This window comes from Viridibacillus sp. d25.2, from assembly GCF_055456015.2.
The window spans coordinates 292487-315056 of record NZ_CM196652.1; the positions used below are offsets into that span (position 1 = coordinate 292487).

Below are 22570 nucleotides of genomic sequence, written 5' to 3' on the forward strand. Positions count from 1 at the left end.
GTAATATTCAGTCTATAATGATGGCAATGTTCAGGAGGAGGTTGTTTTATGAAGATGTGGCATGAAGGAATAGCACAGAACCAAGCAATTAGGAATACATGGGCAAGTGTAGCTAAGCGAAAGTATCGAATATGGCTGTCCATATTGTTTTTATTTTGTTCCTTTTACTTATCTCAAGCTGTGTTATTTGAAGCAACAGTACCATTCTTCCTACCGATTGCAGCAATTGCATTTACTAGATATCCAAGGTGGACAAGTTGGACATTGGTAGGAGGTTTATGCGGAAGTCTTACATTAGGTCTCGGGCAAACAACAATTCATATATTGGAATTGTTGTTTTTATTACTCCTTTTAAAAACCCCATTTAAACGATTGCCACTTCCTGTAATAGTAGGGTTTAGTATTTTGACGGTTCAAATAGCTTGGCAATATATATCGTATAGTGGGCATCCCCCAATGCTTGTATGGCTGTATGTCGGATATGAAGGCGCGCTATCAATTTTCATGACTTTATTTTTGGGACTCCTTTTCCTCCCGATGCATCAGTTAATGACAGCCAAGTGGTCTTTTGAAAGGGTAGGTGCGGCATTAATTGTCGGTGCAGTGATTTTAACGGCCATGGATGGAGTGGTACTTAGTTTTCTATCAGTAACTCGTATTGCCATGCATTTACTCATACTTGTATCTGCGTTAGTTGGCGGTGTCACATTAGCAACAGCTGTTGCAGTCCTAACCGGTATGATACTTAGTTTATCTCAATTATCTTTTAGTGGAATGATGGCAGTATATGCTGTAACTGGATTATTTGCAGGAGTTTGCAAAAATGTCGGTAGGTTTTGGATCGCAATAGGAGGCATAATGGCAAGTGTCTTTTTTGCATTGTATGATGCGACACTACCACTTGATTACACATTCTTTATGTCCATTGCGTTTGCTACTCTGTTATTTTTCATCTTCCCACAGAGGTGGGTTATATATTGGCAAAATCAACTATATCCAAATCGCGATGAAGTGCTTTTAGAAAGGCAAAAGTGGTTAACGGAAAGGCTCAATACGAAGCTTGTAGATTTCCATCACTTTGTAGATTTTATGAAAGAGCTTGTACATGATCGTTTTGGGAATGTGAATAGGAATGTAGTGGAAGAGAGGCAGGGGCAACCACTTGCAGTTTGCCAAGCCTGCTTTAAGTACGATAATTGTTGGAGCAATAGTAAAAGTGAAATGCCGGATCTAATGCAGAGGTGGCTTGATGCAAGTGCTACTGCAAATGCTGCGACGAAACTACAGCTTGATGAGAAAATTCGTTATAAATGTGTGAAATCTGGGGCGTTTTTGTCAGCGCTTGAAGAGAAAGTTTCACAAAAGCAGCTTAGCGGTCAGTTTTACCACGGGCGTAAGATGATTGCCTTGCAATTGAGGGATATGTGCCAGCATATCGATATGGTGATGAATGATATGACGGGGGAGACAGTGTCTTTTCAACATAAAGAGGACGAGCTATCAGATGAGCTGAAGCTTGCTGGAATTGAACATTTCCAAGTAGATATTTTATCAAACGAGGCAGGGAATCGGAAAATTGTCTGCTGTTTGCCAGAGAAAAAAGCAATGTGGGAAACAGATCAAACATTAGCAGAGCGCTTAGTACTACCTATTTTACAAAGTGTGTTTAATGAACCGTTTGAAATTGCACGAACTGCTCTGAAGGATAGTCCATATCCACATTTGCAGATGACATTCCAATCTTCAGTTCGTTTCCAAATGTCTTATGATGTGTATACGTCTTCGAGGCAGAATACAATTTATTCTGGTGATTCGCACGCCGTTTTCCCGCTTCATCAAGGGCTTACGGCCGTTATGTTATCAGACGGAATGGGACATAGTAAAAAGGCGCATCAAGAAAGTAGACGTCTCATTCGGTTAATGCGTGAATGTATGCACCATCAAATGGCACCTGAAACAGCTATGCACACTTTGCATTATGTCATGTCTTTAAAAAATGATAGTGATATGTACGCGACGATGGATTTTGCGCTTGTTGATTTACAAGTCGGCACCTTATGGTCTTGGAAAGCAGGGAGTATGGCAACTTATTTAGTAAGAGGAGAAAAGTGTATTCGACTAGAGAGTAAGAGTGAGCCGGTAGGGTTTTTGACATCGTTTTCAGTAGAAGCAGATCAAGTGTCATTAAAAGCAGGGGATATCATTTTCATGTGTACGGATGGTTTGTTCTTTGAGAATAAACCTTGGGAAGAGCAGGAAAGAAAACTAATTCATCATTTGCGGGAGCTGGAGAATTGTCCAGCTGAGGATATGTGTACGTCTATTTTACGTGCTTTCCGAGGTACAGATGTACCAAATGATGACTGCACATTGGTTGCAATTCGAATTGAACATAAAATATCAAATTGGTCTCTATTTAAACCATCTTCGTCGGCTATTTCTGAGCAAAGAATGGTAAGATAGTAAATGAGGTGAGAAGATGGAGCAACTCGAACAAAAAGCTTATCAATACATGAAGCATTACCATTTATGTAATGAAGGTGACCGTCTTCTCGTAGCTTGTTCGGGAGGTGCCGATTCAATGGCACTTCTGCATTTTTTGTATAAAGAGAAAGACCGACTGGGTGTATCTGTTGCAGCGATTCATGTAAACCATATGTTACGCGGGGAAGATGCTGACAGTGATCGTCAATTTGTTGAAGTGTTTTGCCAAGAGCGTGACATTCCTGTTTATGCTATTGATATACCTATTCCTGAAATTTTACAACGTGAGAAGGGGAATTTGCAGGATATATGCCGAAGAGAGCGTTATCGGTATTTCGAGAAGGTTATGTTAGAAAGTACAAGTACGCATCTTGTCGTTGCGCACCATGCAGATGATCAGGTGGAAAGCGTCATAATGGCGCTTACCCGAGGTTCAAGTGCTTCTGGTATTACTGGGATTAAACGAGAACGTCCATTTGCAAACGGACATCTTATACGTCCATTTTTAGCTGTGACGAAGAATGACATTCATACTTATTTACAACGAAATGAACAGGCTTATCGAGAAGATTCTAGTAACAAAAAGGATTCTTACACACGTAATCGAATACGTCATCATGTTGTGCCGTTATTAGAGGGTGAAAATCCACGTGTTGCTGATGCAGTTCGTCAGTATACTGAAAAGGCGCAAGCGGATGAAGATTTATTGCAAAGTTTAGCACAAGATGCTTTCCATGATGTTGTAACGGAAAAAAATGAAGATTCATGGAGAATTTGCATAAAAGCATTCCAAAATAAGCCACTCGCTTTACAAAGAAGAATCATTCTACTACTATTAAAATATCTATATAAAGATACAACCATTGTACAAAGTTATACTCTGTGGAATTCTATTCTCGAACAGACTTCATCGACGGCTGGAAATGTAATTTTGCATTTACCAAAAGATGTAGTAGCAATTCGTCAATATGATGAGCTAATTATCAAGAAAAAACAAATTTCAAGTGTAGAAAAGTCGCCTTTAATGGTTACGCTTAATACATGGACGAATTTGACGAACAATTTGCGTGTATACATAGGAAAGCTATCTGATGAAAGGCCATCTGATACTACCCCGTCCGCAAAGACGTATTTTTTTCAAATTGAACTGCTCTCATTGCCGTTATATGTCCGGAATAGACAAAATGGAGACCGTATCAATTTACTTGGCTTGAATCAACATAAGCGCTTATCACGTCTATTCATTGATGAGAAGGTACCCATGACGCTAAGAGATGAATGGCCGGTTATTGTTACGCAAGAAGATGAGGTTATTGCGCTTCCTGGTCTTCGTATAGGTAATTGTTTTTCTTATAGCAAACGTTCTACTGATGATGCATTCTTCATCGTAGATCAACAAAGTTTGTAGTGTCTATATACAATCAAGGAGGAACTAAGATGCTTCAAAAAGACATCGAGAAAGTATTAATTTCAGAAGAAGATTTACAAATTAAAATCCGTGAAATTGGGGAATCCTTAACGGAGGAGTATCAAGAGAAGTTTCCTTTAATGATTGGTGTACTAAAAGGTGCAATGCCATTCATGGCTGATTTAATGAAACGAATCGACACATACGTTGAAGTGGATTTTATGGATGTAACTAGTTACGGTAATGCAACTGTATCTTCTGGAGAAGTGAAGATCGTAAAAGACTTAAACACAAGTGTTGAAGGTCGCGACATTTTAATCGTAGAAGATATTATTGATAGTGGTCTAACACTAAGTTACTTAGTAGACCTTTTCAAATATCGCAAAGCAAAATCAATTAAAATCGTTACATTATTAGACAAACCAACTGGTCGCAAAGTAGATTTAAAAGCTGACTTTGTAGGTTTTGAAGTACCAGATGCATTTGTTGTAGGATATGGTTTAGACTACGCAGAAAAATACCGTAACTTACCATACATTGGGGTATTAAAGAAAGAAGTTTATTCATTTTAATAACAATGTTAAAATTTTGACAATTTTACATTGAAACTTCTTTTTCGAAATGCTTATCGTTGTACGCCTTAATGTTCATATGTTAAGATTTACTATAGTTTTTCTGTTTACCTTGTGAGGAGGCTGGGGATGAATCGAATATTTCGATACACCATATTATATTTATTAATTTTCCTCGTGATCATCGGGATTTTTGGTACGTTTAATAACAAAAACCAACCGACGAAAGAAATTCAGTATCACGAGTTCATTACAGCACTAGATAAAGGCAAAGTAACCCGTGCGGAGTTACAGCCTGACAAATTGGTTTATGTCGTTAAAGGTGAATTAGAGGGTTACAAAAAAGGTGAGTCTTTCGTAACGAATGTACCTCGTGATAACCAAGCAGTAATGGATAAAATTGATGCTGCGGCAAAAAACAACTCGAAAATAAACTTTTTACCTGCTCCTGAAACGAGTGGATGGATCCAGTTCTTTACGGGAATTATTCCATTCATCATCATCTTTATCCTGTTCTTCTTCTTATTGAATCAGGCACAAGGTGGCGGTAATCGTGTAATGAGCTTTGGCAAAAGTAAAGCTAAGCTGTATGACGATCAAAAGAAAAAAGTTCGTTTTACTGATGTAGCTGGTGCAGACGAAGAGAAACAAGAACTTGTAGAAGTAGTAGACTTCTTAAAAGATCCTACTAAGTTCAATGATATTGGAGCGCGTATTCCAAAAGGGATTCTACTTGTAGGACCTCCTGGTACTGGTAAAACTTTACTAGCACGTGCGGTAGCCGGTGAAGCTGGCGTACCATTCTTCTCTATTAGTGGTTCTGACTTCGTTGAAATGTTTGTTGGTGTGGGTGCTTCACGTGTTCGTGATTTATTCGAAAACGCGAAGAAAAACGCACCATGTATCATCTTCATCGATGAAATTGATGCAGTTGGTCGTCAACGTGGCGCAGGTTTAGGTGGCGGTCATGATGAACGTGAACAAACATTAAACCAATTACTTGTTGAAATGGATGGTTTCGGTGAAAACGAAGGTATTATTATCGTCGCTGCAACGAACCGCCCAGATATTCTAGATCCTGCATTATTACGTCCAGGTCGTTTTGACCGTCAAATTACAGTTGGACGCCCAGATGTAAAAGGTCGCGAAGCGGTTCTTAAAGTACACGCTCGTAAAAAACCTTTAGATGAATCAGTGGACTTAAAAGCAATTGCTGAACGTACGCCTGGTTTCTCTGGTGCAGATTTAGAAAACTTATTAAACGAAGCTGCACTTGTAGCTGCTCGTACGAATAAGAAGAAAATTGACATGGGCGATATCGATGAAGCAACAGATCGTGTAATCGCTGGTGTTGCTAAAACGAGTCGTGTCATTTCTAAAAAAGAACGTAATATTGTTGCATTCCATGAAGCGGGTCACGTTGTTGTTGGATTAATATTGGACGAAGCTGAAAAAGTTCATAAAGTAACAATTGTCCCACGTGGGCAAGCTGGCGGTTATGCTGTAATGCTTCCAAAAGAAGATCGTTACTTCATGACTAAACCTGAGCTTCTTGATAAAGTTGCAGGGTTGCTAGGTGGACGTGTAGCTGAAGATATCGTCTTTGGCGAAGTTTCAACAGGTGCTCATAATGACTTCCAACGTGTAACTAGTATTATTCGCTCAATGGTTACCGAATACGGTATGAGTGATAAGCTTGGTCAATTGCAATTTGGTTCAAGCCAAGGAGGCAATGTCTTCTTAGGTAGAGATATCAATTCTGAACAAAACTATTCAGATAAAATTGCTTATGAAATTGATCAAGAAATGCAAAACATGGTAAAAGAACAATATGATCGTACAAAACGAATTCTTACTGAAAATCGTGATCTTCTAAATCTTATTGCTACAACTCTACTTGAAGTTGAAACATTAGATGCAGAACAGATTAAACATCTAAAAGACCACGGTACATTGCCAGACAGACCTTATAACCAAAATAATGGTAAAAAAGCTGATCTAGTACTTGAAAGTAATGAATCTAAAAATGTAACTTTAGTTAAAGAAGAAAAGCTTGATGTATTTGGGACTGCTGATCCAACATCAAGTGACCTACCTACTGAAAAGCAGGATGGAACATCAAATGACGGTATTCAAGAAGAACGAAAATAATAGCTATTAAATTAGAAGCTGATTGACCTTTGCATTTGCATAAGGCAATCAGCTTCTTTTATTAGTAGGAGATATGGTATGATTCTTTCAGAAAACTGTATGTAAGTGAGGCTAGGCTCGATGATTTTAGTAATGGATACTGGGAATACGAATATTTCCATTGGTATATTTAACGATGACAAACTTATGCATCATTGGCGTATGGAGACTGACCCGCATAAGACAGAAGATGAGTATGCAATGCAGGTTAAATCATTGTTCGCACATGTGGATTTATCTTTTGCTGATATAGAAGGAATTATTATTTCCTCAGTAGTGCCTCCGATAATGTTTTCATTAGAGGCGATGTGTCGTAAGTATTTTTCGCTAGAGCCATTGATTGTTGGGCCTGGTGTGAAAACAGGTCTTAATATCAAATATGAAAATCCGAGAGAAGTTGGTGCTGACCGTATTGTGAATGCTATAGCTGCACTTCATGAGTATGATTCGCCACTGATTATTGTGGATTTTGGTACGGCAACAACCTATTGTTATTTGAATGATAAAGGTGATTATATGGGTGGGGCAATTGCACCTGGGATTAATATTTCAACAGAAGCATTATTTGCACGTGCTTCTAAATTGCCGCGTGTTGAAATTATGCGACCTAGTAATGTTATCGGGAAGAATACGGTATCTGCTATGCAATCCGGTATCGTTTATGGTTATGTTGGGCAAGTTGAAGGTATCGTTAGTCGTATGAAATTACAAAGTAAGAAAGAACCGTTTGTGATTGCAACTGGTGGACTTGCATCTTTGATTGCGAAGGAATCTACAATTATAGATATTGTTGATCCGTTTTTAACATTAAAGGGATTGCGAATAATATATAAGAGAAATCAATAAGAAAAGAGGAATATTTGAATGGGAGACTATTTAGTAAGAGCATTAGGATTTAATAATAGTGTACGTGCGTTCGCGGTAAGTACAACTGAAACTGTTGGGGAAGCACAACGTCGTCATGATACTTGGCCAACAACTTCTGCAGCGCTTGGTCGTACAATGACTGCTGCAGTTATGATGGGTGCGATGTTAAAAGGTGAAGATAAAATCACTGTTAAAGTTGAAGGTAATGGACCGATTGGATCGATGATTGTTGATGCGAATGCAAAAGGTGAAGTTCGTGGTTATGTAACAAATCCGCATGTGGAATTTGAATTAAACCCACACGGGAAATTAGATGTACGTCGTGCGGTCGGTACTGAAGGTGCATTAACAGTTGTAAAAGATTTAGGCTTACGTGATTTTTTCTCAGGACAAGTGCCAATTGTTTCTGGTGAAATTGCAGAAGACTTCACATATTATTTTGCTACATCTGAACAGGTGCCTTCATCAGTAGGTCTTGGTGTATTAGTAAATACAGATGATTCTATCCTGGCTGCTGGTGGATTCATTATTCAACTTCTACCTGGTGTAGATGATGAAACGATTACCGCGATTGAAAGTCATTTATCGAAAATCGAGCCGGTTTCTAAGATGATTCAAAAAGGATACACACCTGAAGAAATTTTAAAAGCTGTACTAGGTGAAGAAAATGTTCAAATGCTAGATTCATTACCAGTGAAATTTGAATGTAGCTGTTCAAAAGAGCGCTTTGGTGCGGCTATTATTAGCTTAGGCGAAAAAGAAATCCGTGATATGATTGAAGAAGATGGGAAAGCGGAGGCACATTGTCACTTCTGTCAAGAGAAGTACCAATACTCAAAAGAAGAATTAGAAGGGTTTATAACGGAGATTAATTCTTAAGGGTTAGTTAAAGTGATTATAAATTCATCTATATCTTAATAAGATAGCTATTTCATTTATATTTTAAAGACTATAAAGTAAAGATTTCTAGGCTATTCTACATTTATGGAGTGTAGAGTAGCCTTTTTATTTATTTTATAAATGAAATGAGCCATTACCTGTATAATTAATAATGTTTTTGATTCTATTGGATGGTAAATGTTATTAAGGAAAATAGTTTGCGTTTTTAGTAGAGTAAATAGTGTTTCATTTGACAAAGGTAACCAATAGGTTGTAAAATCAAGATAATTTAAAACCTATAAAATTACTAGGAATTAGGAGTGAACAAAAGATGAGTAGATTAGTTAATTCAGTAACAGATTTAATTGGTAAAACGCCAATCGTGAAATTGAATAATGTAACAGGACCAAATGATGGTAATGTTTACGTAAAACTAGAATACTTTAACCCGGGCAGTAGTGTTAAAGATCGTATTGCTTTAGCGATGATTGAAGCTGCTGAAAAAGCTGGTAAGTTAAAAGAAGGAAGCACATTAATTGAGCCGACAAGTGGTAATACGGGTATTGGTCTTGCAATGGTAGCAGCTGCTAAAGGATATAAAGCGGTGTTAGTAATGCCGGATACAATGAGTATGGAACGTCGCAATTTACTACGTGCTTACGGAGCAGATCTTGTTTTAACACCTGGAGCCGAAGGGATGAAAGGTGCAATTGCAAAAGCAAATGAACTTTCTGAACAGAATGGCTGGTTCGTCCCACAACAATTTGAAAACCCTTCAAACGCTGAGGTCCACCGTTTAACAACTGGCCCAGAAATCGTTGAGGCATTTGATGGTTTAAATCTGGATGCATTTATCGCGGGTGTTGGTACTGGTGGTACAATTACAGGTGTGGGAGAAGTATTGAAAGAAAAATATCCTGAAATTGAAATTATCGCAGTAGAACCAAAAGATTCTCAAGTATTAGCTGGAGCACAACCGGGACCTCATAAAATTCAAGGGATCGGTGCGGGTTTTGTTCCGAAGGTGTTGAATACTGAAGTTTATACTTCGATCTTCCCTGTGGAAAATGACGCTGCATTTGATACAGCACGTAAAATTGCTAAAGAAGAAGGTGTATTAGGTGGTATTTCATCTGGTGCAGCTATTTTTGCGGCAATCGAAACTGCAAAACGTCTAGGTAAAGGCAAAAACGTATTAGCGATTCTTCCGTCGAATGGAGAGCGTTACTTAAGTACGCCTCTATACCACTTTGACGACTAATTCAACTTCATTAACTTTTAAGCGGGGCATATTCGTGCCTCGTTTTTTATTTTTGTTTATATTTTCTCTAGAACTTTGCTCTCTGACTTTCATTTTCATATACTGTTAGTTGTTGGTGTAATTTATAAAGCGAAATTTGTGGATTTAAAATATAAATTTTATTAATTGGAGGAAGAGTTCTTGAGCTTATCATTAATTAACTACCCATCATTTTCGATGGACAAGCAGTCGTTCTTTTATGCGTTTAAGGAACTTGTAAAAGATGAGCAATACCATTTGTTATTAGAAAGCGGTCGCGGTGGTCAGCAGTCAGTGGCTGGGTGGAACCCGATGGCGGTAGTGCGTTCGACGGATGAAGGTTTACATATTTCTTGGCGTAATGGACAAGAGGAAACGCGACTAGGAGAATCGCTCCATTTGTTAGAAGCTTTAATAGCAGAATATAAGCTGCCTGTTAATGCAGATTTACTTGATTTCCAAGGTGGTGCAGCTGGATTTATCTCATATGATTACGCGAGGAAAATTGAGAATCTACCAAATCTAGCGGAGAATGATTTGCAAATACCGGATTTATATTTTTATCTATTCGATGAATGGGCTGTTCTTGATGCAGTGAAGCAACAAGTTCATTTAATGAAGCTTTCAACTAGCGGTGTTGACCTTGAGCAACGTGCACGCGAATGGCAATTAGCATGCGAAAGTGGTCTGAAATCTCAAGAGTTTACAAAGGGAGTAGCAACGGATGTGGTGCATGATGTGGCAAAGCTACAAGTATCGCTATCGGCTGATGTTTTTGAAGAGGCTGTCCGTAAAGTACAAAACTATATTGCGCAAGGCGATGTGTTCCAAGTGAACCTGTCAGTTAGACAGGCAAAGGAGCTTGGAGCTGAACCTATGCAAATGTACGAGGCGCTACGTTCATTTAACCCATCTCCGTACATGGCGTATATCCAATCTCCTGAATTTGCCGTTGTTTCAGGTTCTCCTGAATTACTTGTGAAGAAGAAAGGCCAAGAGCTTTCAACTCGCCCGATAGCTGGGACTCGTCCAAGAGGTAAAGATGTCACTGAAGATGAACGCTTGGCGCAAGAATTAATTAATAATGAAAAAGAACGCGCTGAACATGTTATGTTAGTTGATTTAGAGCGGAATGATTTAGGGCGCGTATCAAAATATGGAACTGTTGAAGTGAATGAATTTATGGTGATCGAGAGATATTCCCATGTTATGCATATTGTTTCGAATGTACGAGGCATTGTAGGTGAAAACTGTTCAAATGCAGATGTTGTAAGAGCGTTATTCCCTGGTGGCACAATAACAGGTGCGCCAAAAATTCGTACGATGGAAATTATTGAGGAACTTGAAACGGTTCGTCGAGGATTATATACAGGATCAATCGGCTGGCTAGGATACAATGGTGACTTAGAACTTAATATCGTCATTCGTACAGCTTTTATTAAAGAAGAAATGGCTTATATTCAAGCAGGTGCAGGCATTGTGATCGATTCCATTCCGGCAAATGAATATATCGAATCGCTAAACAAGGCAAAGGCTTTATGGCAAGCGAAGGCAATGGCAGAGGAGTGTAATGTATGATTCTAATGATTGATAACTACGATTCATTTACTTATAATCTCGTACAATATTTCGGTGAATTTGGACAGGAGCTTATTGTAAAAAGGAATGATGAGCTAACGGTGCAGGATATTGAGCAGCTTGCTCCAACTATGATTGTTATTTCTCCGGGACCGTGTAGCCCAAATGAAGCCGGTAGGAGTCTAGAAATCATTGCTCATTTTGCAGGGAGGATTCCTATTTTCGGTGTCTGCCTAGGTCATCAAGCGATTGCGCAAGTCTTTGGCGGGAAAGTTATTCGTGCAGAACGTTTAATGCATGGAAAAACGTCACCTGTACAGCATGATAATAAAGGTGTAAATAGTGAGCTACCAAATCCATTCCAAGCAACCCGTTATCATTCATTAATCGTTGAACGTGAAACTTTACCTGACTGCCTTGAAATTACGTCTTCTACAGCAGAAGGCGAGATTATGGGGATTCGTCATAAGGATTATTCGATTGAGGGTGTTCAGTATCATCCGGAGTCGATTATGACAGAGGAAGGTAAGAAGATATTGCGGAACTTTATCGAGTGCTATTGCGAGGTTACTGAAGGAAGTGGTAACTAATGTGGTGCTGGATGAACGGGGAGTATGTGCAGAGTGGGGATCTTAGAATTTCACCTTTTGATCATGGCTTTTTGTATGGATTAGGTTTCTTTGAAACGTTTCGTACGTATGAAGGAGATGTATTTCTTTGGGAAGAGCATTGTAAAAGACTGCAACGAGCATTAGATGACTATCATATCGTATTACCATATAACTTTAATGAATTGTTAACTGTTATTCGTGAGTTGAACAAACGTTGTGATGGGGAAGATGGTTATTTCCGTTTGAATGTATCCGCGGGTACACATGATATCGGATTAAAGCCGACTAGCTATACGGAGCCAACTGTTATTGTCTTTCGTAAACCTTTACCTAAAATGGTGAGAGGACAAGAGAAATCAGCGATATGGTTAAATACAGAGCGTAATTCACCAGAGCAATCAATCCGTCATAAATCACATCACTATGCGAATAATGTGCTGGCTCGATTTGAACTACCATCTTTAGCTGAGTTAGAAGGCTTTTTTGTTAATGAAGAAGGTTTTGTAGCAGAAGGTATTACATCAAATGTTTTTTGGGCGACCGATGGTAAGGTATATACACCTTCTATTGAAACAGGTATTTTACCAGGTATTACACGCCAGCAAGTGATAAATCAAATATCTGTTATAGAAGGTTTCTATACTCGAGAGCATTTAGAAAAAGCGGATGAATGCTTTATCACAACATCCATTCAAGAGCTTATTCCAATTCGCTCATTGCAGGGGAAAAGTTTCCTGGGAAATAAAGGGCCGATTTACAAAGCTCTTCATGAGCAGTATGTTAAAAGTATAAATGATTCGAAAGGAAGATCTTGATGAACCTAGACAAATACACAAGACCATTAACCATCGATGGGCATGTACTCGACTTCCATAAAGAGACGTTTGTGATGGGGATATTAAATGTAACGCCAGACTCTTTTTCTGATGGCGGAATATATAACGATTTAGAAGCGGCAGTCGTACAAGCAAAGCGAATGGTAGCAGATGGCGCGAAGATTATTGATATTGGCGGCGAATCAACGCGTCCAGGGCATACTCAAATTTCGGTTAAGGAAGAATTGAATCGTGTTATACCTGTTATAAAGGCACTCCGTAAAGAGGTGAAAGTATTAATTTCAATTGATACATATAAAGCGGAAGTGGCAAGACAAGCTGTCTTAGCCGGTGCTCATATAATTAATGATATATGGGGAGCTAAGTACGACTCTGAAATTGCTAATGTGGCTGCAGAATTAAATGTGCCAATTATTTTAATGCATAATCGTGACAATGAAGAATACGGGGAAAACTTCTGGGAGGTAGCAAAAGCTGATTTAGAAAAGAGTTTGCAAATCGCCAAAGAGGCTGGAGTACCTGATGCGCTTATTTGGTTAGACCCAGGGATTGGTTTTGCTAAATCACATCACGAAAATGTGTTAATGATGCAAGCTTTACCGCAATTAGTAGAAATGGGTTATCCCGTATTACTTGCAACGTCTCGAAAAAGAATGATTGGTAATATCTTAGATCTTCCTGTTACTGAACGGGTAGAAGGTACGGGTGCTACAGTTTGCTTTGGAATCGATAAAGGTTGCCATATGGTACGTGTACATGATGTTAAAGAAATTACGCGTATGACACGGATGATGGATGTCTTAGTGGGTAAACAACCAGATGTAGAATAAAAAAATTAAAAAATATCCAATGATGGAGTGGAGTGTTAACTATGGACTATATCCATGTAAAAGATATGGAGTTTTATGGCTACCACGGTGTGTTGGCTGCTGAAACTGCTATTGGTCAGCGTTTTAGGGTATCGCTATCTCTAGCGGTAGATTTACAACGAGCTGGTGAAACGGATGAGCTTGAGTATACAGTGAACTATGCAGAAGTTTATATGATCTGCAAAGAAATCGTTGAAGGTAAACCGTATAAACTAATCGAAGCTGTTGCAGGGCAAATTGCTACTCGTATTTTAGCTACTTACGAAGATCAAGTAAAGGGGTTGCGTGTGGAGATGATTAAACCTGATCCACCAATTCCAGGACATTACCGTGAAGTGTCTGTTGAATTGACAAGAGGTGAGTTTCAATGAACGAAGCCTTTATTTCTCTAGGTTCTAATATAGGAGAACGGCTACAAACTTTGCAACGTGCAGTTAAGTTGTTAACTGAACATCCTGAAGTGAAAGTCATGGCTGTGTCGTCTGTATATGAGACGGATCCTGTTGGCTTTACAGACCAAGATGCATTTCTTAATATAGTTGTGCAAATTCATACTTCGTTGAATCCGCAAAAAACACTAGAAATGTGCCAAGCGATCGAGAATGAGTTGAAGCGTATTCGCATAGTTCGGTGGGGTCCGAGAACGATAGACCTTGACATTTTGCTTTATAATCACGACAATATTGAAACAGAGACACTAGTTGTTCCGCATCCTAGAATGCAAGAACGAGCTTTTGTTCTTGTGCCACTATTGGAAATCGCACCAGATCTCATATATCCTAAAACAAACGAAGCATTGCGATCTATGCTATCTAGTGTTGGGAAAGAAGGCGTACGACAATGGAAAACGATCGCTGGGGTAGAAGAATTCGTGCATTTCGAAAACTAAAAAGAATTCAGCAGGTCGAATTTGCAAAAAAAGTTGGTTTGTCTACTTCTATTTTAGGTAAAATTGAACGTGGGGATCGATTGCCAACAGAAGAACAGTTACAAATCATAGCGACAGCGCTTGATATAAATATGAACGAATTAAAAGGTGGAGAATAATCTCCTACTAAAAAAGGGGGAGACACAGCATGACATTAACTAATGACAAGCCGTTCAAAATTGGCGATATTGTTATGGATAACAGAGTAGTTCTTGCGCCGATGGCAGGTATCTGTAACTCGGCTTTCCGCCTAACAGTAAAAGAATTTGGAGCAGGTTTAGTATACGCTGAAATGATTTCAGACAAAGGGATTGTTTATCGTAACGATAAAACGTTGAATATGCTTTATATCGATGAGCGTGAAAATCCACTTTCATTACAAATCTTTGGTGGCAATAAAGAAACGCTTGTAGAAGCGGCTAAATATGTAGACCAAAATACAACAGCTGACATTATCGATATCAATATGGGTTGCCCTGTAAATAAAATCATCAAATGTGAAGCGGGAGCGAAATTACTTCTAGATCCAAATAAAGTATATGAAATGGTAGCGGCAGTAGTAGACAGTGTGAAAAAACCAGTCAGCGTGAAAATGCGTATTGGATGGGATGATGAGCATGTCTTTGCGGTAGACAATGCAAAAGCGGTTGAGCGTGCTGGAGCATCGGCAGTTGCTGTCCACGGTCGTACACGTGTTCAAATGTATGAAGGGCATGCGAACTGGGATATTATCCGTCAGGTAAAAGAGAATGTCAATATTCCTGTTATTGGTAACGGAGATGTAGAAACGCCACAAGATGCTAAGCGTATGCTTGAACAAACTGGAGTAGATGGCGTTATGATCGGTCGTGCTGCGCTAGGTAATCCGTGGATGATGTATCAAACAGTGGAATATTTGAAATCAGGTAAATTAATTGATGAACCGAGTGTTCGTGAGAAAATCGACGTATGTCTACTTCACTTTGAACGCCTAATGGCATTAAAAGGTGAAGTTGTAGCTGTTCGTGAAATGCGTAAACATGCTTCGTGGTACTTAAAAGGTATTCGTGGTAACGGTAAAGCTCGTAATGCCATTAACCAAACAGAGACAGCATTAGAATTGAGAACATTACTAAATGGCTTAGTAGTAGAATTTGAAGAACGAGAAGCTACGGAAAAAGCGATCCACATTATTTAATAAAATTCCTAGCCGTCCTTTTAAAGTGGCGGCTTTTTTCTTTATGAGCTAATGGAATATGAAGTATTTACTAGTAAATGATGATAAAGACGTGAATCGTCAAGCGAAATTGTGTACAATAAGTACATTATGGACTGCATAGCGGAACAAAAAATGAGGAGTGAATATCGTGTCTGAAGAATTAAATGACCAAATTTTGGTGAGACGCCAAAAGATGGCTTCTATTAGAGAAAACGGCTTAGATCCATTCGGTGCCCGTTTTGAACGTACGCATTTATCAAATGAAATAAAAGAACAGTATGTGGATTTCACTAAAGAGCAATTAGAAGAAGATTTACATGAAGTTGTAATCGCAGGTCGTATTATGACTAAACGCGGTAAAGGTAAAGCGGGTTTCGCGCATATTCAAGATTTGGGTGGACAAGTACAAATTTATGTTCGTAAAGATGCTATTGGTGAAGAAGCATACGAATTGTTTAAACAAGCGGACCTAGGAGATATCGTGGGTATTCGTGGTAATGTCTTCCGTACTCAAGTAGGAGAACTTTCCGTGAAAGCATTAGAGTTTACTTTCCTAACTAAATCACTACGTCCAATGCCAGAGAAATTCCATGGCTTAAAAGATGTAGAGCAACGTTATCGCCAACGTTACTTAGATTTAATGACGAGTGAAGAAAGTAAACAAACTTTTATTACTCGCTCTAAAATTATTCAAGCAATTCGTCGTTACTTAGATGGTAACGGATATCTTGAAGTTGAAACGCCGATGCTACATGCAATTGCAGGTGGAGCAGCTGCACGTCCGTTCATTACGCATCATAATTCATTAGATATGGAATTATATATGCGTATCGCTATTGAACTCCATTTAAAACGTTTAATTGTTGGTGGACTTGAAAAGGTATATGAAATTGGACGTGTATTCCGTAATGAAGGTATGTCAACGCGCCATAATCCAGAATTCACTATGATTGAATTATATGAAGCGTATGCTGACTACCGTGACATAATGGCGCTTACAGAGAATTTAATTTCTCATGTAGCGCAAGAAGTATTAGGTACAACTGATGTACAATATGGCGCCGATGTTATTAGCCTAGCTCCAGGTTGGACTCGTTTACACATGGTAGATGCAGTTAAAGAAGCTACAGGGGTAGACTTCTGGGCACCAATGACTAAAGAAGAAGCGCAAGCACATGCAAAAGAACATGGTGTTGAGATTAAAGACTCTATGGAAGTAGGGCATATTATTAATGAATTCTTCGAACAAAAAATAGAAGAATCATTAGTTCAACCTACATTTATCTATGGTCACCCAGTGGAAATCTCTCCATTAGCTAAGAAGAATCCTGAAGACGAGCGCTTCACGGATCGTTTTGAACTATTCATAGTGCGCCGTGAGCATGCAAATGCCTTTACTGAATTAAATGATCCAATCGATCAACGTGAACGCTTTGAAGCACAAATTGTTGAAAAAGAAGCAGGTAATGACGAGGCGCATGAAATGGACGATGACTTCATTGAGGCTTTAGAGTACGGTATGCCGCCAACAGGTGGTTTAGGTATCGGTATCGATCGCTTAATCATGTTGTTAACGAATTCGCAAACTATACGTGACGTATTATTATTCCCTACAATGCGTCCGCGTGATTAAACAATAAGGTTGCCCTATAAAAAAGACTCTAGTTAAAACTAGAGTCTTTTTATTTAGGCTCTATTAGACTGATTAGCTTTTTGTTTGAAAATCACTAAAAAGTTTATTACAATAGAAGACAAGCTATTTTTGTGAACTCCTAATACTAATAAATAAGATTTAACTTTTTAAATAAAGGTATTGCGTTAATATTAATATAGTGGTATATTAATTGAGTTGCTAATTTAGCTAACAAAATGATTTGAAAATAACTTAAAAAAGTTATTGACACTGAGTAGTGAATTTGATAAGATATAAAAGTTGCTGATAAACAAGCAGCGGTAACAAAGTTGAAACAACGATTTGAAAATAACTTAAAAAAGTTGTTGACAACGAAATGTTATTACGATATAATATTGAATGTCGCTAACGAAGTGGCAAACATAATGAACCTTGAAAACTGAACAAGTAAGACGTTAATCAATAAATGTTTTTGGACATCAACTCTGTTGGTGGATCAAAACAAAAAATAGATATCATCTTCGGGTGATACGCTAGCAAAGCTAATGAGCTTTCAAACTACTTTTATGGAGAGTTTGATCCTGGCTCAGGACGAACGCTGGCGGCGTGCCTAATACATGCAAGTCGAGCGAATGATGAAGAAGCTTGCTTCTTCTGATTTAGCGGCGGACGGGTGAGTAACACGTGGGCAACCTACCTAGTAGATTGGGATAACTCCGGGAAACCGGGGCTAATACCGAATAATCCATTTTGTCACATGGCAAAATGCTGAAAGGCGGTTTCGGCTGTCACTACTAGATGGGCCCGCGGTGCATTAGCTAGTTGGTGGGGTAACGGCCTACCAAGGCAACGATGCATAGCCGACCTGAGAGGGTGATCGGCCACATTGGGACTGAGACACGGCCCAAACTCCTACGGGAGGCAGCAGTAGGGAATCTTCCACAATGGACGAAAGTCTGATGGAGCAACGCCGCGTGAGTGATGAAGGTTTTCGGATCGTAAAACTCTGTTGTAAGGGAAGAACAAGTACGTTAGTAACTGAACGTACCTTGACGGTACCTTATTAGAAAGCCACGGCTAACTACGTGCCAGCAGCCGCGGTAATACGTAGGTGGCAAGCGTTGTCCGGATTTATTGGGCGTAAAGCGCGCGCAGGTGGTTTCTTAAGTCTGATGTGAAAGCCCACGGCTCAACCGTGGAGGGTCATTGGAAACTGGGAGACTTGAGTGCAGAAGAGGAAAGTGGAATTCCAAGTGTAGCGGTGAAATGCGTAGAGATTTGGAGGAACACCAGTGGCGAAGGCGACTTTCTGGTCTGTAACTGACACTGAGGCGCGAAAGCGTGGGGAGCAAACAGGATTAGATACCCTGGTAGTCCACGCCGTAAACGATGAGTGCTAAGTGTTAGGGGGTTTCCGCCCCTTAGTGCTGCAGCTAACGCATTAAGCACTCCGCCTGGGGAGTACGGCCGCAAGGTTGAAACTCAAAGGAATTGACGGGGGCCCGCACAAGCGGTGGAGCATGTGGTTTAATTCGAAGCAACGCGAAGAACCTTACCAGGTCTTGACATCCCAATGACCGCTCTAGAGATAGAGTTTTCCCTTCGGGGACATTGGTGACAGGTGGTGCATGGTTGTCGTCAGCTCGTGTCGTGAGATGTTGGGTTAAGTCCCGCAACGAGCGCAACCCTTGATCTTAGTTGCCATCATTTAGTTGGGCACTCTAAGGTGACTGCCGGTGACAAACCGGAGGAAGGTGGGGATGACGTCAAATCATCATGCCCCTTATGACCTGGGCTACACACGTGCTACAATGGACGATACAAAGAGTCGCTAACTCGCGAGGGTATGCTAATCTCATAAAATCGTTCTCAGTTCGGATTGTAGGCTGCAACTCGCCTACATGAAGCCGGAATCGCTAGTAATCGTGGATCAGCATGCCACGGTGAATACGTTCCCGGGCCTTGTACACACCGCCCGTCACACCACGAGAGTTTGTAACACCCGAAGTCGGTGAGGTAACCTTTATGGAGCCAGCCGCCGAAGGTGGGATAGATGATTGGGGTGAAGTCGTAACAAGGTAGCCGTATCGGAAGGTGCGGCTGGATCACCTCCTTTCTAAGGATAATTACGGAAACAGATCTTGGATCTGTCGATTAACGTCTTGCGTTCAGTTTTGAAGGCTCATTGTAAAATGATCTTCAAAACCTTGTTCTTTGAAAACTGGATAAAACGACATTGAAGCAAATTAAGTAACACATTTTTTATTATTAAGTTTTTTAGGCTTAATAACTAACTTTTAGGTTAAGTTATTAAGGGCGCATGGCGGATGCCTTGGCACTAGGAGCCGAAGAAGGACGGCACTAACACCGATATGCTTCGGGGAGCTGTAAGTGAGCTTTGATCCGGAGATTTCCGAATGGGGGAACCCACTGTTCGTAATGGAGCAGTATCTTGACGTGAATACATAGCGTCTTGATGGCAGACCCAGGGAACTGAAACATCTAAGTACCTGGAGGAAGAGAAAGAAAAATCGATTCCCTGAGTAGCGGCGAGCGAAACGGGAATAGCCCAAACCAAGAGGCTTGCCTCTTGGGGTTGTAGGACACTCTATATGGAGTTACAAAGGAATGAGTTAAACGAAGCGGTCTGGAAAGGCCCGCCAGAGCAGGTAACAGCCCTGTAGTTGAAAGTTCATTCTCTCTTGAGTGTATCCTGAGTACGGCGGAACACGTGAAATTCCGTCGGAATCTGGGAGGACCATCTCCCAAGGCTAAATACTACCTAGTGACCGATAGTGAACCAGTACCGTGAGGGAAAGGTGAAAAGCACCCCGGAAGGGGAGTGAAATAGATCCTGAAACCATGTGCCTACAAGTAGTTAGAGCCCGTTAATGGGTGATAGCGTGCCTTTTGTAGAATGAACCGGCGAGTTACGATTACATGCGAGGTTAAGTTTTAGAAGACGGAGCCGTAGCGAAAGCGAGTCTGAATAGGGCGAATGAGTATGTGGTTGTAGACCCGAAACCAGGTGATCTACCCATGTCCAGGGTGAAGGTAAGGTAACACTTACTGGAGGCCCGAACCCACGTACGTTGAAAAGTGCGGGGATGAGGTGTGGGTAGCGGAGAAATTCCAATCGAACCTGGAGATAGCTGGTTCTCTCCGAAATAGCTTTAGGGCTAGCCTCGTGATAGAGAATCCTGGAGGTAGAGCACTGTTTGAACTAGGGGTCCATCCCGGATTACCGAATTCAGACAAACTCCGAATGCCAGTGATTTATGCACGGGAGTCAGACTGCGAGTGATAAGATCCGTAGTCAAAAGGGAAACAGCCCAGACCACCAGCTAAGGTCCCAAAGTAATTGTTAAGTGGAAAAGGATGTGACGTTGCTTAGACAACCAGGATGTTGGCTCAGAAGCAGCCATCATTTAAAGAGTGCGTAATAGCTCACTGGTCGAGTGACGCTGCGCCGAAAATGTATCGGGGCTAAACAATTCACCGAAGCTGTGGATGGACATCTTAGATGTCCGTGGTAGGAGAGCGTTCTAAGTGCTGTGAAGTCAGACCGGAAGGACTGGTGGAGCGCTTAGAAGTGAGAATGCCGGTATGAGTAGCGAAAGACGGGTGAGAATCCCGTCCACCGAATGACTAAGGTTTCCTGAGGAAGGCTCGTCCGCTCAGGGTTAGTCGGGACCTAAGCCGAGGCCGATAGGCGTAGGCGATGGACAACAGGTTGATATTCCTGTACCACCTATTTACCATTTGAGCAATGGGGGGACGCAGTAGGATAGGGTAAGCATGCTGTTGGTTATGCATGTTCAAGCAGTGAGGCGTGAAATGAGGCAAATCCCATTTCTATAACGTTGAGCTGTGATGACGAGGACGTATGTCCGGAGTTCCTGATTTCACACTGCCAAGAAAAGCCTCTAGCGAGGTAAAAGGTGCCCGTACCGCAAACCGACACAGGTAGTCGAGGAGAGAATCCTAAGGTGTGCGAGAGAACTCTCGTTAAGGAACTCGGCAAAATGACCCCGTAACTTCGGGAGAAGGGGTGCTCTAGTAGGGTGAAAGCCCGAGAGAGCCGCAGTGAATAGGCCCAGGCGACTGTTTAGCAAAAACACAGGTCTCTGCAAAACCGTAAGGTGACGTATAGGGGCTGACGCCTGCCCGGTGCTGGAAGGTTAAGAGGAGTGCTTAGCGCAAGCGAAGGTGCGAATTGAAGCCCCAGTAAACGGCGGCCGTAACTATAACGGTCCTAAGGTAGCGAAATTCCTTGTCGGGTAAGTTCCGACCCGCACGAAAGGCGTAACGATCTGGGCACTGTCTCAACGAGAGACTCGGTGAAATTATAGTACCTGTGAAGATGCAGGTTACCCGCGACAGGACGGAAAGACCCCGTGGAGCTTTACTGTAGCCTGATATTGAATTTTGATACAGCTTGTACAGGATAGGTAGGAGCCAGAGATTCCGGAGCGCCAGCTTCGGAGGAGGCGTTGGTGGGATACTACCCTAGCTGTATTGAACTTCTAACCCATGCCCCTTAGCGGGGTAGGAGACAGTGTCAGGCGGGCAGTTTGACTGGGGCGGTCGCCTCCTAAAGAGTAACGGAGGCGCCCAAAGGTTCCCTCAGAATGGTTGGAAATCATTCGTAGAGTGTAAAGGCATAAGGGAGCTTGACTGCGAGACCTACAAGTCGAGCAGGGTCGAAAGACGGGCTTAGTGATCCGGTGGTTCCGCATGGAAGGGCCATCGCTCAACGGATAAAAGCTACCCCGGGGATAACAGGCTTATCTCCCCCAAGAGTCCACATCGACGGGGAGGTTTGGCACCTCGATGTCGGCTCATCGCATCCTGGGGCTGTAGTCGGTCCCAAGGGTTGGGCTGTTCGCCCATTAAAGCGGTACGCGAGCTGGGTTCAGAACGTCGTGAGACAGTTCGGTCCCTATCCGTCGTGGGCGTAGGAAATTTGAGAGGAGCTGTCCTTAGTACGAGAGGACCGGGATGGACACACCGCTGGTGTACCAGTTGTTCTGCCAAGGGCATCGCTGGGTAGCTATGTGTGGACGGGATAAGTGCTGAAAGCATCTAAGCATGAAGCCCCCCTCAAGATGAGATTTCCCATTACGCAAGTAAGTAAGATCCCTCAAAGACGATGAGGTAGATAGGTTCGAGGTGGAAGTGTGGCGACATACGGAGCTGACGAATACTAATAGATCGAGGACTTAACCAAATTTTACT

General features: G+C 41.1%; 16 protein-coding genes and 2 rRNA genes. All 18 read left to right on the plus strand.

Going from position 1 to position 22570, the window contains the following annotated elements:
- Nucleotides 1–48: 48 nt before the first annotated feature.
- Complete coding sequence (locus ACZLO7_RS01470; RefSeq protein WP_464940531.1) at nt 49–2463, plus strand: SpoIIE family protein phosphatase; 2415 nt, start codon at nt 49–51, stop codon at nt 2461–2463.
- Between the two features lie 16 nt (nt 2464–2479).
- The gene (tilS, locus tag ACZLO7_RS01475; RefSeq protein ID WP_464940532.1) at nt 2480–3892 is read left to right on the plus strand and encodes a tRNA lysidine(34) synthetase TilS; all 1413 of its coding nucleotides are present in this window, start codon (nt 2480–2482) and stop codon (nt 3890–3892) included.
- Between the two features lie 29 nt (nt 3893–3921).
- Nucleotides 3922–4464 (plus strand): hypoxanthine phosphoribosyltransferase, encoded by a 543-nt coding sequence (hpt, locus tag ACZLO7_RS01480; protein ID WP_053418361.1) that lies wholly within the window; start codon nt 3922–3924, stop codon nt 4462–4464.
- Nucleotides 4465–4593: 129 nt separating this feature from the next.
- Nucleotides 4594–6615: an ATP-dependent zinc metalloprotease FtsH gene (gene ftsH / locus ACZLO7_RS01485; protein ID WP_464940533.1), complete on the plus strand. Its 2022-nt coding sequence runs from the start codon at nt 4594–4596 to the stop codon at nt 6613–6615.
- 120 nt (nt 6616–6735) lie between these two features.
- On the plus strand, nt 6736–7500 hold the full coding sequence (locus ACZLO7_RS01490; RefSeq protein WP_464940534.1) for a type III pantothenate kinase: 765 nt from the start codon (nt 6736–6738) through the stop codon (nt 7498–7500).
- 18 nt (nt 7501–7518) lie between these two features.
- Nucleotides 7519–8400, plus strand: coding sequence for an Hsp33 family molecular chaperone HslO (gene hslO / locus ACZLO7_RS01495; protein WP_464940535.1), 882 nt, complete (start codon nt 7519–7521; stop codon nt 8398–8400).
- Nucleotides 8401–8731: 331 nt separating this feature from the next.
- Nucleotides 8732–9661, plus strand: coding sequence for a cysteine synthase A (cysK, locus tag ACZLO7_RS01500; protein ID WP_464940536.1), 930 nt, complete (start codon nt 8732–8734; stop codon nt 9659–9661).
- Nucleotides 9662–9877: 216 nt separating this feature from the next.
- Nucleotides 9878–11257: an anthranilate synthase component I family protein gene (locus ACZLO7_RS01505; protein ID WP_464940547.1), complete on the plus strand. Its 1380-nt coding sequence runs from the start codon at nt 9878–9880 to the stop codon at nt 11255–11257.
- Entirely contained in the window at nt 11254–11847 is a 594-nt protein-coding gene (pabA, locus tag ACZLO7_RS01510) for an aminodeoxychorismate/anthranilate synthase component II (protein WP_464940537.1), read from the plus strand. Before ACZLO7_RS01505 ends, pabA begins: the two co-directional genes overlap by 4 nt.
- The gene (gene pabC, locus ACZLO7_RS01515; protein WP_464940538.1) at nt 11847–12683 is read left to right on the plus strand and encodes an aminodeoxychorismate lyase; all 837 of its coding nucleotides are present in this window, start codon (nt 11847–11849) and stop codon (nt 12681–12683) included. Before pabA ends, pabC begins: the two co-directional genes overlap by 1 nt.
- Nucleotides 12683–13534 (plus strand): dihydropteroate synthase, encoded by an 852-nt coding sequence (gene folP / locus ACZLO7_RS01520; protein ID WP_464940539.1) that lies wholly within the window; start codon nt 12683–12685, stop codon nt 13532–13534. Before pabC ends, folP begins: the two co-directional genes overlap by 1 nt.
- Before the next feature lie 41 nt (nt 13535–13575).
- Nucleotides 13576–13944: a dihydroneopterin aldolase gene (gene folB / locus ACZLO7_RS01525; RefSeq protein WP_464940540.1), complete on the plus strand. Its 369-nt coding sequence runs from the start codon at nt 13576–13578 to the stop codon at nt 13942–13944.
- Entirely contained in the window at nt 13941–14462 is a 522-nt protein-coding gene (gene folK, locus ACZLO7_RS01530) for a 2-amino-4-hydroxy-6-hydroxymethyldihydropteridine diphosphokinase (protein WP_464940541.1), read from the plus strand. Before folB ends, folK begins: the two co-directional genes overlap by 4 nt.
- A complete protein-coding gene (locus ACZLO7_RS01535) occupies nt 14414–14620 on the plus strand; it encodes a helix-turn-helix domain-containing protein (RefSeq protein WP_464940542.1) in 207 nt (68 codons plus the stop codon). The genes folK and ACZLO7_RS01535 overlap by 49 nt, the downstream gene beginning before the upstream one ends.
- 29 nt (nt 14621–14649) lie before the next feature.
- A complete protein-coding gene (gene dusB / locus ACZLO7_RS01540; protein ID WP_464940543.1) occupies nt 14650–15678 on the plus strand; it encodes a tRNA dihydrouridine synthase DusB in 1029 nt (342 codons plus the stop codon).
- 169 nt (nt 15679–15847) lie between these two features.
- On the plus strand, nt 15848–17332 hold the full coding sequence (gene lysS / locus ACZLO7_RS01545) for a lysine--tRNA ligase (RefSeq protein WP_464940544.1): 1485 nt from the start codon (nt 15848–15850) through the stop codon (nt 17330–17332).
- A gap of 563 nt (nt 17333–17895) precedes the next feature.
- A 16S ribosomal RNA gene (locus ACZLO7_RS01550) occupies nt 17896–19448 on the plus strand.
- 184 nt (nt 19449–19632) lie between these two features.
- Nucleotides 19633–22562: ribosomal RNA gene (locus ACZLO7_RS01555) — 23S ribosomal RNA — on the plus strand.
- Together the 16S and 23S rRNA genes form the textbook arrangement of a ribosomal RNA operon.
- Nucleotides 22563–22570: the final 8 nt, after the last annotated feature.

What these genes read in the sequence shown, in the direction of transcription:
- ACZLO7_RS01470 (WP_464940531.1), top strand. Translation starts at nt 49, where the DNA reads ATGAAGATGTGGCATGAAGGAATAGCACAGAACCAAGCAATTAGGAAT.
- tilS (WP_464940532.1), top strand. Translation starts at nt 2,480, where the DNA reads ATGGAGCAACTCGAACAAAAAGCTTATCAATACATGAAGCATTACCAT.
- hpt (WP_053418361.1), top strand. Translation starts at nt 3,922, where the DNA reads ATGCTTCAAAAAGACATCGAGAAAGTATTAATTTCAGAAGAAGATTTA.
- ftsH (WP_464940533.1), top strand. Translation starts at nt 4,594, where the DNA reads ATGAATCGAATATTTCGATACACCATATTATATTTATTAATTTTCCTC.
- ACZLO7_RS01490 (WP_464940534.1), top strand. Translation starts at nt 6,736, where the DNA reads ATGATTTTAGTAATGGATACTGGGAATACGAATATTTCCATTGGTATA.
- hslO (WP_464940535.1), top strand. Translation starts at nt 7,519, where the DNA reads ATGGGAGACTATTTAGTAAGAGCATTAGGATTTAATAATAGTGTACGT.
- cysK (WP_464940536.1), top strand. Translation starts at nt 8,732, where the DNA reads ATGAGTAGATTAGTTAATTCAGTAACAGATTTAATTGGTAAAACGCCA.
- ACZLO7_RS01505 (WP_464940547.1), top strand. Translation starts at nt 9,878, where the DNA reads ATGGACAAGCAGTCGTTCTTTTATGCGTTTAAGGAACTTGTAAAAGAT.
- pabA (WP_464940537.1), top strand. Translation starts at nt 11,254, where the DNA reads ATGATTCTAATGATTGATAACTACGATTCATTTACTTATAATCTCGTA.
- pabC (WP_464940538.1), top strand. Translation starts at nt 11,847, where the DNA reads ATGTGGTGCTGGATGAACGGGGAGTATGTGCAGAGTGGGGATCTTAGA.
- folP (WP_464940539.1), top strand. Translation starts at nt 12,683, where the DNA reads ATGAACCTAGACAAATACACAAGACCATTAACCATCGATGGGCATGTA.
- folB (WP_464940540.1), top strand. Translation starts at nt 13,576, where the DNA reads ATGGACTATATCCATGTAAAAGATATGGAGTTTTATGGCTACCACGGT.
- folK (WP_464940541.1), top strand. Translation starts at nt 13,941, where the DNA reads ATGAACGAAGCCTTTATTTCTCTAGGTTCTAATATAGGAGAACGGCTA.
- ACZLO7_RS01535 (WP_464940542.1), top strand. Translation starts at nt 14,414, where the DNA reads ATGGAAAACGATCGCTGGGGTAGAAGAATTCGTGCATTTCGAAAACTA.
- dusB (WP_464940543.1), top strand. Translation starts at nt 14,650, where the DNA reads ATGACATTAACTAATGACAAGCCGTTCAAAATTGGCGATATTGTTATG.